Here is a 12,940-nt window from a genome sequence, read left to right on the forward strand (position 1 = left end):
GTATGAGTACTGAGAGCAAGAACCGCAAGCCCGCGCAGGATTCCGCGCCGGAAGTGTTGGAATGGCACGCGCCCGTGCTGGTCAAGATCGAAGAACACGAGTCCGTTCCCTCGATGTTCCGCGAGCGCGTCAAACGGGATCCGCGCGAGGCAATGATCGCCCGCAAGGCACAGATGGGTTCGACATGGCGAGAGATGTCCGCGCAGGATTTCTTGGACGAAGTAAACCTCGTTGCTAGGGGCCTCATTGGCCTTGGCCTGCAGCCGGGCGACACAATTTCTATCATGTCGCACACGCGATACGAATGGACGCTTGTCGATTTTGCCTCCTGGAGTGCTGGGCTAGTGGTGGTCCCCATCTATGAGACGTCTTCGGTAGACCAGATTAAATACATCTTGGAAGATTCTGATGTGAAGATGGTCGTTACGGAAACGATGGTTATGGCCCAGCTGGTGCAGGCAGCTCGAGCAACTCTCGACAGTTCTATCCAGATTTTCTCATTCGACAACTCGGCGATCATGCGGATCACAGAAGCCGGAGCAGGCGTAGATGAAGCAGAGGTTGACTCTCGAATCGCCGGACTAAACATCCACAAGCCGGCCTCGATTGTGTACACGTCTGGCACAACGGGCAAGCCGAAGGGAACCGTTTTAACGCACGGAAACTTCGTGACCCTGGTCAAGAACGGTCACAAGTGGATGCCGGACGTAGCCTACCCACGCTCTTCAAGACTGTTGCTGTTCTTGCCACTGGCGCACGTGTATGCGCGCATGCTGGAAGTTTTCCAAATTACAGGCCATGGCCTCATGGCACACACGCCTAACACGCGCAACTTGCTTTCTGATTTGGAAAGCTTCAAACCCACTTACCTGCTTGCAGTCCCCCGCGTGCTCGAAAAGATCTATAACTCGGCAGACGCGGCAGCTGGCAGTGGTGTTGCCCTCAAGACGTTCCGCTGGGCTGTGAAGATCGCAGTCCAGTACTCTAAGGCTCTTGACACCAAGCTGGGCCCATCGCGGATCCTTACGGCCCAACACCAGGTAGCTGATGCCATGGTCTACCGAAAGATTCGGGCGCTTCTGGGAGGCAATTGCAAGTACATAGTTTCTGGTGGTGGCCCCCTGGGCGAAAAGCTTGGGCACTTCTTCCGGGGCATCGGAATCATCGTTCTCGAAGGGTACGGCCTAACGGAAACGCTTGGCCCGATGGCGGTTAACACACCTACCATTTCAAAGATTGGCACGGTTGGGCCACCGGTTGCGACCGTGGGTGTGCGCATTTCAGATACGGGTGAAATCCTTATCAAGGGCCCAACCATTTTCTCTCACTATCACAACATGCCTGAGGAAACGGCGGCAGCGTTCGACGAGGATGGCTGGTTCCACACCGGCGATATCGGTTCCCTGGACCGTGACGGTTACGTGACTATCAGCGGGCGCCAGAAGGAAATCATTGTTACCGCTGGCGGCAAGAACGTTGTACCCACCGTTTTAGAAGATAAGCTGCGTGGACACCCGCTGATCTCGCAGGTGGTTGTGGTTGGCGACCTTCGCCCATTTGTGGCCGCGCTCATAACTTTGGATGCGGAGATGCTTCCAGGCTGGTTGAAGAATCACAATCTACCTGCGATGACGGTCTCGGAGGCAATGAATCATCCGGAGGTTCTTGCGGCGCTAAACCGTGCGGTTGAACGCGCAAACAAGGCTGTATCCCGAGCCGAGTCAATCCGTAAGTTCAAGGTTTTATCTACCGACTTTACCGAGGCCAACGGTATGCTGACGCCGTCCATGAAGGTCAAGCGTCCCGTTGTTCTGGAAGCGTTTAAGGACGAAATCGACGAGATCTACGGCGGCCCCGTACGCGAAGCAGGCGAATAGTCGTCCCTAAAACAGTTGTGGCGAGCACTTTTGTGCTCGCCACTGCTTTATTTATCTAATGCTCAGCGCTGCGCGGACTACTGGTTTCGGATCTCGTATCCCAGCTTGATGTCCTCGTGATGTCGGATTACTTCGGTAACTATGAAGTGAAGGAACTTCTCCGCGAAAACAGGATCCAGTCCGGATTCTTCAGCGAGGGCACGCAAGCGCTTAACCTGTTCCTTCTCCCGCGCAGGATCCGCAGGCGGCAGATCGTACTGGGCTTTGATATGGCCTACGGCCTGGGTGCAGCGGAATCGTTCAGCGAGAATATGAACGAGGGCGGCGTCAATGTTATCGATCGTGGCGCGAGCTTGCACGAGTTCTTCAGGGATTTCGCTCATGTCTGTCCTTCGCTAGGAGGGCCTTATGCGCTTTGGCTCTTCTCGGAGTACTGGCGCGGCCCGTAATCAGGATCCGCTCCCTCGGTAACAACTGCGGACGTCACGGTTACCTGGCCTACGTGAGGCATCGATGGGACTTCGAACATGATGTCCGAAAGCGTTTTTTCGAGGATTGAGGACAGCGCACGAGCACCGGTCCCCCGCTCGTTAGCGAGCTTCGCGATCTCATGTAGTGCCTCGTTGGTGAACTCTAGTTTCACATCATCCAGGTCAAACAGATGCTGGTATTGGCGAACCAGAGAGTTCTTAGGTTCGGTTAGCACTTTGATGAGATCGGTTTCGTCCAGCTGTTTTGTAGAGGTAACCACGGGCAAACGCCCGATAAACTCCGGGATCATACCGAACTTGTGCAGGTCTTCCGGGGTGACTTGCTCATACAGGTCGCCGTACTCGGAGGCGGACTTGAGGTCGGATCCAAAACCCGTGGTGCGTTTACCCAGACGGGCTTTGACGATGTCGTCCAGGCCGGCAAAAGCTCCCGCAGCAATGAATAGGATGCCGGAGGTGTCGATTTCTAGGAACTGCTGGTGCGGGTGTTTGCGGCCACCCTGCGGTGGCACGGACGCGACGGTACCTTCAATGATCTTCAGGAGGGCCTGTTGCACGCCCTCGCCAGACACATCCCTGGTGATGGAGGCGTTTTCCGCTTTCCGCCCGATCTTGTCAATTTCGTCAATGTAGATGATGCCGCGCTGGGCTTTTTCGATGTCCTCCCCAGCCGCCTGAATTAGTTTAAGGAGGATGTTTTCAACGTCCTCGCCAACGTATCCGGCTTCGGTCAAAGCGGTTGCGTCAACGATGACGAATGGTACGGACAACAGCTTCGCAAGAGAACGCGCAAGATGGGTTTTACCTGTTCCCGTAGGGCCAAGTAGGAGGATGTTGGACTTGGTCATCTCCATGTCGAGCGGCTCACCTGTACGCATGGAGGCGTGTAAGCGCTTGTAGTGGTTGTACACGGCAACGGCGAGGGCGCGCTTAGCTTTATCTTGGGAGATGACGTAGTCGTTGAGAAAATCGTAGATTTCTTGGGGGCGCGGCGGCTGGGTTAGTTCAGCCTGTTTAGTTTCTTGAACTTCTTCTTGGATGAGGTCGGAGCACAGGTCTACGCATTCATTGCAGATGTAAACGCCAGGCCCGCCGATTAGTTTGACGACCTGTTTCTGGCTCTTTCCACAGAATGAGCATTTGAGCAGTTCCGTTGAATCCGTGAAGCGCGTCAAGGATGATCCCCCTTTGTTGGCACTTTATGCCGAAATAAAGCTACACCCAACGATTTTACTTTAGAAGAGGTTGGGCGTAGCTGCGAGCAGACGCGCAGACTAGTTGCCTTTACGCGAGGTGAGCACCTGGTCGATTAGTCCGTATTCGAGGGCATCTTGTGCCGTGAGGATCTTGTCACGGTCGATGTCGCGACGGACCTGTTCGGGCGTGCGACCAGAATGCTTAGCTAGGGTATCTTCCAACCAGGTGCGCATGCGGTCGATTTCTTCTGCCACGATTTCGATATCGGAGGCTTGCCCCTGCATGCCCTGCATGGCGGGCTGGTGAATGAGCACACGCGCGTTGGGTAGCGCCAGGCGTTTACCGGGCGTTCCTCCAGCCAGAAGAACAGCCGCAGCCGATGCTGCTTGACCGAGGCACACGGTTTGGATCTGCGGCTTAATGTACTGCATCGTGTCGTAGATTGCGGTCATGGCCGTGAAGGATCCGCCGGGGCTGTTGATGTACATGGTGATCAACGAGTCCGGGTCTTGCGATTCAAGGACGAGAAGCTGGGCCATAACGTCGTCAGCGGAGGCGTCATCTACCTGCACGCCCAAGAACACGATGCGGTCTTCAAATAGCTTGCCGTACGGGTCTTGACGTTTGAACCCGTAGGCTGTGCGCTCTTCGAACTGCGGCAGGACGTAGCGGGCACTAGGCATTTGGTTGTTCATGGTTGCTTCAAATGGTGTTCTCACGTTTCCTCCTAGACGCCTGCGTTTTCAGTGCCGGACACGGTTGAGGCATTGGTAACGATGTGGTCAAAGAACCCATATTCGCGGGCTTCTTCGGCGGTGTACCAGCGGTCGCGGTCTGCATCTAGGTTGATTTGTTCAACGCTCTTGCCGGTGCGCTCGGCCGTGATTTCGGCAAGTTCGCGCTTCATTTTGAGGATGAGGTCAGCATTAATGCGGATGTCTGCAGCGGTGCCGCCCACGCCACCGGAGGGCTGGTGCATGAGGATTCGTGCGTGCGGGGTTGCAAAACGCTTGCCGGGTGTGCCTGCGGTGAGGAGGAACTGACCCATGGAAGCAGCAATACCCATAGCAACGGTGACAACGTCAGGCTGGATGAACTGCATTGTGTCGTAAATAGCCATGCCTGCCGTCACTGAGCCGCCGGGGCTGTTGATGTACAGGTAGATAGGCTTTTCTGGGTCTTCAGCCGCGAGTAGTAGCATTTGCGCGCAAATCTGGTTGGCACTCTCATCGGTTACCGGCCCACCCAGCCAGATGATGCGTTCTTTTAGCAGACGCCCGTACACGGCATCTCCCATCGCGGCGGGCTTGGTATCTAGGTCCATGCTGACGCCCGTTGAAGTGGTGGTCATTACTTCTCCTACTTCTTGTCTTGAGCTTTCTTCAGCTTAGTAGGACTCGCGCGCATTTTCTTCGCCGGAGCCTGTTTTTCGCTGATGGCGATTAATAAACATTTTGAGGGCCTGGAACAGGTGTTCCAAGCCCTCAAACTAGTGTTCTTATTCGGCAGACTCTGCCGATGCAGAAGAGGCGGAGGACGCCGACTCGTCTACTTCATCAGCTACGGCCTCGGCAAATTCCTCGGCGGACGGATCGCGCGTGAACTCGGAGAGGTCAACGGCCTCGCCTTCGGTATCCTTCACGGCAACCTTACCAAGCGTGAGGGCAAGTGCCTTCGTGCGGGTGAGCTCGGCGACCATGAACTGAATTTGACCTTGGTCAGAGAACATCTGGCTTGCGTCCATGCCGTTCATCTGGGCGGTCTGCATCATGAAGTCAAACAGCTCCTGCTGGCCGATGTTCGGCTTAACCTCAGCTGCGAGTTCTTCCAGCACAACCTGCTCGCTGATGCGACGGATCGCGTTTTCCTTAGCTTCTTTCTTCTTCTTTGCGGAAGCGCCTTCTTCAAGGCCGTGCTTGGCCTGCTCTTCAACAACCGACTCAGGAAGTTCGAGCTTCACAACGTCGATGATGTGGTCGAGGAGGCGGTCGCGTGCCTGTAGGGCCTGATCCGCGCGCTTGCGGGTGCCCGCCTGAGTCTTAAGGTCTTCGCGCAACTCGTCAATGGTGTCGAATTCGGAAACCATCTGGGCGAAGTCATCATCAGCCTTGGGTAGTTCACGGGCCTTCATGGCGGTGACGTTAATGGTTACTTCAGCCTCTTCACCGGCATGCTCGCCACCGGCAAGCTTGGTGGTGAACGTAGTTTCTTCGTCGGCCTTCATACCGGTTAGGGCCTTGTCCATGCCTTCAAGCATGGACTTGGAGCCGATCTCGTAGGAGACATCCGAGACGGAGTCAATCTCTTCATCACCGATTTTAGCAACCATGTTGATGGTTGCGAAGTCACCCTTCTTAGCCTTGCGCTTGATGGGCTTGAGGGTGGCGAACCGAGTGCGGAGCTCTTCGAGTTCACTCTCCACGTCCTCCTCGGTGACCTCGATGGTGTCTACTTCAAGTTCGACGTCGTCAAGCGAGGGCAGTTCGAACGGGGCGATAACCGGAACTTCAGCTACGAACGTGAGTTGCCCGCCGGGGGCGCCGGTAGCGTTCGGGATTTCGGTAACTTCAACGTCCGGCTGGGCCATAACGCGAAGCTCATTCTCGGCAACAACCTGGCCATAGAGGCGCGGTAGGACGTCGTTGATTACCTGCTCGATTACGGCCACGCGACCAAAACGCTGATCGATGACGCGCGCTGGCACCTTGCCGCGGCGGAAGCCGGGGATGTCAACATTCTTCGCGATGTCGCGGTAGGCCGCGTCCATATCTTTCTTGAGGTCTTCGTAGGGAACCTCAACGGTAACTTTCACCTTGGTGGGTTCAAGATTCTCGACAGTGCTCTTCACGTAAACGCACTCCAACGTATATCTAGACTCTGACGGCCTACTTGGCCAATTACAACACGTAAATACTACGTCAAGGCAACAAGTTTTGCGGAACCACAATGCGTAAAAGGTGACTTACTGCATGTATGTGCGAGGTTTGGTGCAGGCGATTTTTGTTTTTCGTCAGCGCTTGTTGCTGTAAAGCAATGACGTAGCATTTTTGTATGACTTTTGAAGCTGATGACCATGATGACGTTTGCGCTGATGAAGATTTTGGTTTTCCTGATGATGAGCGCCTGTACGAGCCGGATTATGACTGGTTGTGGACGAACCCGCCGCACAATGACGGCTCGGAGGCGCGGCTACGCATAACCTTGCGACCTGCTGATGAGGAGGGTGAGGACTCCTCGCTTCCCGATTTAGTTCATAGCTGGTTGGGTACGCTGTTGGCTTTTGAAGAATCAACGTGGGGCGCTGGCGGCTGGGCGGTTTGCTTGGTTTGTGACCGGGGCGATCGTGTTGTGCTGGAGCTGTGGTCCGCTGGCGAGGACGTGGCTGACGGAATTCAAGCTGGCACGGAGTCTCTGTACGAGGGTGTCTTGCACGGTTCTGATGTGCAGGTGGCTTACGAGCAACTTCCCCGGATTCCACAAGAGTCTTAGCCGTGCCCAATCATGCGATGCGCTGCCTGGCAGTCCCATCTCGTTGCCGCCTTGGCTTTCCTGTAGGATGTGGCGTGTGCGCGGACTTTTGATTGTGAATTTAGGCTCTCCGGACAGCCCAGCCCCAAGCGATGTGCGAGCTTTTCTTGCAAAGTTCCTCAGCGACCCGCGCGTGGTTGATTTCCCGCGCGTGGTGTGGTTACCGATCCTGCATGGCATCGTGCTACGAGTGCGGCCACGCAAGTCAGGGGCAATCTACAAAACGATTTGGACGCCGGAAGGCTCGCCTCTGGTGGTTCATACAAAGCGTCAGCATCAGTTGCTTCAAGAGGCTCTGCCAAACTGGAACGTGAAGTACGCGATGACGTACACCAGTCCTTCAATCGATTCGGCCCTGCAGGAGTTTGAAAATGAGGGCGTGGACGACATCACCGTGCTCCCCCTGTACGCTCAAACGACGCCGTCTTCTAGTGGCGCAGTGGTGGATCAGGTAATGGATTATTACCGCAACCAGCAGCATCACCCACATTTGCGGATTATCGGCAAGTGGCCTACTCAGCCCGATTACGTGAACTGGCACGCCAAGCAGATTGCGCAACGGGTTCACAGCGATATCCCTGCTCCGCAGATGATTTTACTGTCTTACCACGGGGTGCCCCAGAGAGCGGCTCACAAGCCGGAGGGTTACCGGCAAGAGTGTCTCGCTACTTCCTCGGCTATCGAAACGCAGCTACGCAAACTCGGTGTTGACACACCTGTTTTGACTACGTTCCAGTCTAAATTCGGGCCGGGAAAGTGGCTTAGGCCGGCTACTATCGACACGATGGCAAGTCTGCCAGACCGCGGCGTCACGTCGGTTTTGGTTGCTAGTCCCGCGTTTGTTTCCGATTGTATCGAGACTGTTGACGAGCTGGACGTGCTCAATCAGGATGCATTCAAGGAAGCTGGCGGCAAGCATTACCAGCGGGTGGCTCCTATCAATGATGATCCGGTGATTGTGGACATCGTGAAGGATCTGTTGGGCGAATAGTTCTAGTTTTCTTTTGCGGGCGAGGTTGGAGGCGCCACGGGCGCATCCGGTGCGGCTTGCGCGTCGCGATGCACTCGCGTTGGGCGGCGACGAAACAGGAGGGAGCGGAAACGCACGCTCCGCAAGCCAAGCGTGACGGCGCCAGGCAGGATCCATTTGAAGCGGCGCGCAACGAGGCCAAACACAGTAGAGAAGATGATCGCTAGTGCCATCCCCAGATTGTAGTGTCCGGAGGTCTGCATGATGACCATGAGCAGGCTGGCAACGATTGACCAGGTGGCGTAAAGGGGCGCGCCCCCGAAGATGAGGGGCTGGCGCCGGGCCAGCAAATCACGGATCACTCCCCCACCTGTTGCGGTGATGACACCAAGAAGGATTGCGGGCGTCCAGTTTAGGCCGGCAAATAGTGCCTTGGAAGCGCCGGTTGCAGACCAGCAGCCCAAGGCGAGGACATCGAACACCGCGATTGAGGCTACGGCAAAGCGCGATCTGAACGGAAAAATGTAAGCGGCAACGGCCGCGAGCACTGCAACCGCGAGGTAGTAGGGGTCGGTCAGAGCGACGGGGAATCCTTGTTGGAGAAGGACATCGCGGATCATGCCGCCCCCGAGCGCAGATGATATGGCAAGGAACAGGAAACCGATCAGGTCATAGTTTTTGGTGCGCGCAAGAACGCCTCCAAGGAGCCCATTTCCGAGTACGCCGACGAGGTCAACAACGCGAAAAACGAGATATGGATCCACACGTGCCCCTTAACCATGACAGCCACGCCCAATCTGTACATGGCCATCTTAGTGCAAATGAATTTCTCAGCCACATACGTCTAATAGTCGGGATGTGCACTTTCGTTTTGTATCTTTCGTGCCTTTCCCAATCTCTGTTTCTTGCTTGGCATACAATCGAATCTATCTATCCACAGCAATTTTGCACTCGAAAAGGTTCGTTATGCGGCGCGTTTTAGGCCTGGCCCTGTCTTTTGGCGTGGCCTTGTCTTTCCTGGGAATACAAGAGGTGGCGTGGGCTGAAGATTCAGTAGGGGAATCCGAAGTCAGTGCCAGTACGGACAGTTTGGCCCCAACCAGTGACGATGACTCTATTTCAGCCCCGGAAGATTCGCCTGAACTTCCTGAGCCAATCGCCCCCTCCGAACCCGACCTAGATTCTCTCGATCCGGTTACAACCTCGACCTCGTCGGGTGAAGACGCGCCCATAGAAGACGACAAGACTGCTCTTATCGACGATGAGGAAGAGTTGTCAGGTGGTGATCTAGAACTTTCTGACGAGGAAGTACCCGAGGCGGTGGGCGCGCCTGAAAGCTCAAGGAGCTGGCAGATTGGGCCGGCGCGCCGGATTGGGCATGGTTGGAACGGCTCGATTTACAACGCGGGGAACTTTGATCGCTACGGCGCCGACGACGTGTTTCTGGTTCGACCTAACGGTGACCTCCACTTTTACCCGCGCACAGAATCCACCTGGTTTAACGGCACGCGCAAGATTGGCCATGGCTGGAACCATATGCGAATCCTAATGACGGGTGTAGATTTTGATGGCGACGGATCCACGGACATTCTTGCGATCCGTCACGATGCAGACCTCTACCTTTACCGAGGTAACGGCGCGGGCGGCTTCAAGAACAGTAAGATAATTGGCTACGGCTGGCACGCATTTCAGTCAGTTGTGCTGGTACCGAAAGGTCCGGGCGGCAACCCTGCTCTGATTGGTCAACGTGGTGACACTACTTGGGTTTACCCAACTAATGGGTCTGGAACATGGGGCACCCCGTATACGGTCGAACTGCCGGGAGGGATTACTGCGGATACTTTCAATGCGGGCAATCTAGCCGGAACTGGATATTCAACGCTGACGAGGGCGAACGGCTCGAATTTAGAGGTATTCTCGACAACCGATTTCAAATCTTTCTCCTCTATGGAGCCTATTAAGCTGAACGGTTCACCTCTTAAATACGCAGCGATTAACGGGTTCTCGTCGGGCGCGTCAGGCTATCTTGATGTGGTTAATTCTGATCGCGATTTCTTGCAGTATCCGTTGACACGCAAAGTAAAGCCAGCCAATCAGGAGTCAGCGCCATCTACGCGTTCGCGAGACATTTCCTTCTCTGCTAGCAAACGGGCCGGCAGTGGTTGGCCAGGTTCTGGCGTATATGGACTTGGCGATTTTGATCGCGATGGCAATCCTGACCTCGGCATCATTAAGGGTGACGGCGCTTTCATCTTCTACCGCGGGAGCGGCACAGGGGGATTCCGCTCACCCTATCCCCAGATAGGTTGGGGTTGGGGCTCTCTGACAGTATTGTCCGGTGTTGATGCAGATGGGGATGGCACCCCCGATGTGATTGCCCGTACGGCCTCTGGCAAGTTGCTTCTTTATCCTGGGTCCGGCCGAGGCGGGTTCAGCTCGTCGCACGTTATTGGCTACGGCTGGCAAAACTTCACCCACATGTGGCTAGTTCGGCAAGGTCCAGGAGGATCCCCAGCTATCTACGTTCGCAATCCTGATGGCACTGTGGGCGTGTCTACATCGAATGGGAAAGGCAGGTTCTACTCAGTTGTTCCAACCACAATCCCCGCGTCTATAGCTTCGGATATGCCCCGCGCCTATGCCAGTGATGATTGGGATAATAATGGCAGGAGCGACCTTCTGGTAATCCGTAGCGATGGCAACCTGGTTCTGCTACCGCAGCTATCGGCGGGCGGTTTTGGCGAACCCCAGGTTATAGGTTGGGGTTGGCACCGTATGCGTTCTTTGCATCCAGGGGCTTTCTCCCCCTCCTCTAAGCAAGTGTATGCAGTGCATGAAGATGGAACGCTCTACTTGTACACCGCAACATATAGGGGCGCGAACCGTGGCTTTTCCAAGCCGATTGGTTATGCACCCAAGGTGCAAGTGAACGGATCCTGGTTGACTCATCCAATCAGTTGGACGGGCCAGCCCGATGATTCAACCTGTGGCCCAACCACGATGTATATGACGCTTCGGTACATGGACGCAGGAAACTCAAGGTACGATGGCAAGCCTTTAACGGTGTGGAATCTAGCCGGGCCCTCGTACGCGAATGTGGGTTCTGGTTACACCGGGGGCACTTCATGGGAAGGCAAACGGTTGTCTATCGGCCTAAACCGTTGGCGCGGAACCAATGATTATCAACAGTGGACGTTCCCATCCGGACGCGATTTTGACGCTAAAGTGAAGAACTCCTTCTACACGGGTCGCCCCGTGCTTGTAGATACGATTGAGAACTATGGGGGCCCACATTACAACGGTCATGTGGGGACATCTTCACACATCGTGGTTGCATACAGGTACAACTCGGATGGAACGGTTGGTTTTGTGGATCCGGGCGGTCCGGGATCTGCGATTACTGGATATTCCGCTAATCGCTACTTTGATTACAGCAACGCCGTTCGGTTTGGAAACAACTTCCTGGGGAACTACGGCGGTGGCGGGCACGGCATGGTGTACTGATGAAACGAAGTATTCTCCCCTACGCTTTCACGGCTGCATTGCTCCTGGCTGGGTGCACCTCGTCAGTTGATAGCAACATCCAGAACGTGCCGGCTAACCCCACCCCGTCTGTTCCCCAAGTCGCTTCGCAGCAGATGAGCGAGGTGCACTTTCGCGATCCCCAAGAGTGCGCTCAGTTCTCGGATAAGCCAGCAGATCTGACGCAAGCTGTCATTGCGGTTAATGGCTCCCCTGTTTCGGGAACGATCCAAGATCTTGCCACTAACCGCCCTGCAGACTGGTCCGGAAAGTTCACCGCGAGTAGCGCTGACGGGGAGCGCCTGCAATTCATTGGAGCAGGTTCTAACGGCGTGGTAGCGAGTTTGCAGGTGCTTCCCGAGGCCCGGCCTGCACCGGCTTCGAACGCAGGAATTTGGCGCGCTGGAGTTTTCCAGCCATTCGAGGCCACCGAACTACTCAGTGAGCAACTTCCAGGCGCATGGTCGCCCGCAGCGCTAGCCGGCTCCTTGAATGATGGACGTGCCGCTTGGCTCGAACAGTTGGTTGATCCGAATCAGCCTCCATCTGCAGGAAAGATGGCGTGGCGACTAATGACAGCCGATCCTGCGGGCAACACGGCGCGCGAGGTGACCTCATCCTGGGCATTGACGGATGAGGCAACGGTTCCCGCCGCTACCCCGTGGTTTTCGCCCGTGGCGACATCCAGCCACGTGTTTGGGGAAGCCTACGTCCGCGATAATGACGTTTGGACTCAGGCCGTTGTAAAAGCCAAGTTGGAGGGATCACCCGAAGTTGAACTAATCAAGCCTGCACGCCTCCCAGTTGCAGTTGGCGAGCAGGTGGCGTGGGTTGAAGACACTACGAATAATGGTTTGGACGCCGACCGTGATGTGTTCACGATCCGTTGGAACGATTCCAGTGCTCCGGTGAAGCTCGAGCTTGGTGATTACTTCAAGGTTCAGTGGCTAGCTGCGGATTCAAACAGCCTGGTTGTGACACTGCAAGATCGTTGCTCTGCGCGCACTTGGACGGGCGCGCTCGACCGCAGCTCCAACACTTTCAAGTCTTGGGTTTACACCCGCGCTGACGGCGTGGCCGCGTCATTAACGGACGGCGTATACGTTTGGGGTAACGGCTCTGGCAACGTTAATGGGGATATGTACGTGTGGGATTTGGCCGCAGATACGATCCAGTATCTAGGTTCTACACCTGGCTTCTCTGTTCCATTCGCACTCGCCGAGGAGATTGCTAAGCCAGGTTTCCCCGAGCATTCAGAAACGCCCCTGGTGGTTTGGCAAGTAGGAAAGTAAGGTTCGGCCCCGTAAGCTCAGCCTGCGGGTTTTCGCCGAAGCGGGCAGCCGGACGTAGTGCCC

At 55.6% G+C, this 12,940-nt stretch carries 11 protein-coding genes; 5 read left to right on the forward strand and 6 right to left on the reverse strand.

Going from position 1 to position 12,940, the window contains the following annotated elements:
* Positions 1-2 precede the first annotated feature (2 nt).
* On the forward strand, positions 3-1,877 hold the full coding sequence (locus HMPREF9238_RS02050; protein WP_016443779.1) for an AMP-dependent synthetase/ligase: 1,875 nt from the start codon (positions 3-5) through the stop codon (positions 1,875-1,877).
* Between the two features lie 77 nt (positions 1,878-1,954).
* Here HMPREF9238_RS02050 and HMPREF9238_RS02055 read toward each other — a convergent pair whose 3' ends face one another.
* From HMPREF9238_RS02055 to tig, 5 genes are all read right to left on the reverse strand, one after another.
* Positions 1,955-2,260 carry a chorismate mutase gene (locus tag HMPREF9238_RS02055; protein ID WP_016443780.1) on the reverse strand — a complete coding sequence of 102 codons (306 nt, stop codon included), beginning with the start codon at positions 2,258-2,260 and terminating at the stop codon, positions 1,955-1,957.
* Positions 2,261-2,283: 23 nt separating this feature from the next.
* Positions 2,284-3,543 carry an ATP-dependent Clp protease ATP-binding subunit ClpX gene (gene clpX, locus HMPREF9238_RS02060; protein ID WP_016443781.1) on the reverse strand — a complete coding sequence of 420 codons (1,260 nt, stop codon included), beginning with the start codon at positions 3,541-3,543 and terminating at the stop codon, positions 2,284-2,286.
* Between the two features lie 99 nt (positions 3,544-3,642).
* Positions 3,643-4,260: an ATP-dependent Clp protease proteolytic subunit gene (locus tag HMPREF9238_RS02065; protein ID WP_040316442.1), complete on the reverse strand. Its 618-nt coding sequence runs from the start codon at positions 4,258-4,260 to the stop codon at positions 3,643-3,645.
* Between the two features lie 32 nt (positions 4,261-4,292).
* A complete protein-coding gene (locus HMPREF9238_RS02070) occupies positions 4,293-4,889 on the reverse strand; it encodes an ATP-dependent Clp protease proteolytic subunit (RefSeq protein WP_040316622.1) in 597 nt (198 codons plus the stop codon).
* A gap of 174 nt (positions 4,890-5,063) precedes the next feature.
* Positions 5,064-6,413: a trigger factor gene (gene tig, locus HMPREF9238_RS02075; protein WP_016443784.1), complete on the reverse strand. Its 1,350-nt coding sequence runs from the start codon at positions 6,411-6,413 to the stop codon at positions 5,064-5,066.
* Between the two features lie 203 nt (positions 6,414-6,616).
* Here tig and HMPREF9238_RS08540 point away from each other — a divergent pair, with 203 nt between their 5' ends.
* Positions 6,617-7,054 carry a hypothetical protein gene (locus HMPREF9238_RS08540; protein ID WP_016443785.1) on the forward strand — a complete coding sequence of 146 codons (438 nt, stop codon included), beginning with the start codon at positions 6,617-6,619 and terminating at the stop codon, positions 7,052-7,054.
* Between the two features lie 67 nt (positions 7,055-7,121).
* Positions 7,122-8,084, forward strand: a complete 963-nt coding sequence (gene hemH / locus HMPREF9238_RS02085; RefSeq protein WP_040316443.1) for a ferrochelatase — start codon at positions 7,122-7,124, stop codon at positions 8,082-8,084.
* Between the two features lie 2 nt (positions 8,085-8,086).
* On the opposite strand, the gene HMPREF9238_RS02090 is transcribed toward hemH, so the two are convergent.
* A complete protein-coding gene (locus HMPREF9238_RS02090) occupies positions 8,087-8,827 on the reverse strand; it encodes a trimeric intracellular cation channel family protein (protein ID WP_016443787.1) in 741 nt (246 codons plus the stop codon).
* Between the two features lie 202 nt (positions 8,828-9,029).
* Between HMPREF9238_RS02090 and HMPREF9238_RS02095 the strand changes: the two genes are divergently transcribed.
* Positions 9,030-11,567 (forward strand): FG-GAP repeat domain-containing protein, encoded by a 2,538-nt coding sequence (locus HMPREF9238_RS02095; protein ID WP_016443788.1) that lies wholly within the window; start codon positions 9,030-9,032, stop codon positions 11,565-11,567.
* Positions 11,567-12,877 (forward strand): hypothetical protein, encoded by a 1,311-nt coding sequence (locus tag HMPREF9238_RS02100; protein WP_016443789.1) that lies wholly within the window; start codon positions 11,567-11,569, stop codon positions 12,875-12,877. Before HMPREF9238_RS02095 ends, HMPREF9238_RS02100 begins: the two co-directional genes overlap by 1 nt.
* Positions 12,878-12,940: the final 63 nt, after the last annotated feature.

The organism is Gleimia europaea ACS-120-V-Col10b (assembly GCF_000411155.1).
In the GTDB taxonomy this organism is placed as follows: domain Bacteria; phylum Actinomycetota; class Actinomycetes; order Actinomycetales; family Actinomycetaceae; genus Gleimia; species Gleimia europaea_B.

What these genes read in the sequence shown, in the direction of transcription:
- HMPREF9238_RS02095 (WP_016443788.1), top strand. Translation starts at nt 9,030, where the DNA reads ATGCGGCGCGTTTTAGGCCTGGCCCTGTCTTTTGGCGTGGCCTTGTCT.
- HMPREF9238_RS02050 (WP_016443779.1), top strand. Translation starts at nt 3, where the DNA reads ATGAGTACTGAGAGCAAGAACCGCAAGCCCGCGCAGGATTCCGCGCCG.
- HMPREF9238_RS08540 (WP_016443785.1), top strand. Translation starts at nt 6,617, where the DNA reads ATGACTTTTGAAGCTGATGACCATGATGACGTTTGCGCTGATGAAGAT.
- HMPREF9238_RS02100 (WP_016443789.1), top strand. Translation starts at nt 11,567, where the DNA reads ATGAAACGAAGTATTCTCCCCTACGCTTTCACGGCTGCATTGCTCCTG.
- hemH (WP_040316443.1), top strand. Translation starts at nt 7,122, where the DNA reads ATGTGGCGTGTGCGCGGACTTTTGATTGTGAATTTAGGCTCTCCGGAC.
- HMPREF9238_RS02055 (WP_016443780.1), bottom strand. Translation starts at nt 2,260, where the DNA reads ATGAGCGAAATCCCTGAAGAACTCGTGCAAGCTCGCGCCACGATCGAT.
- HMPREF9238_RS02070 (WP_040316622.1), bottom strand. Translation starts at nt 4,889, where the DNA reads ATGGACCTAGATACCAAGCCCGCCGCGATGGGAGATGCCGTGTACGGG.
- HMPREF9238_RS02065 (WP_040316442.1), bottom strand. Translation starts at nt 4,260, where the DNA reads ATGAACAACCAAATGCCTAGTGCCCGCTACGTCCTGCCGCAGTTCGAA.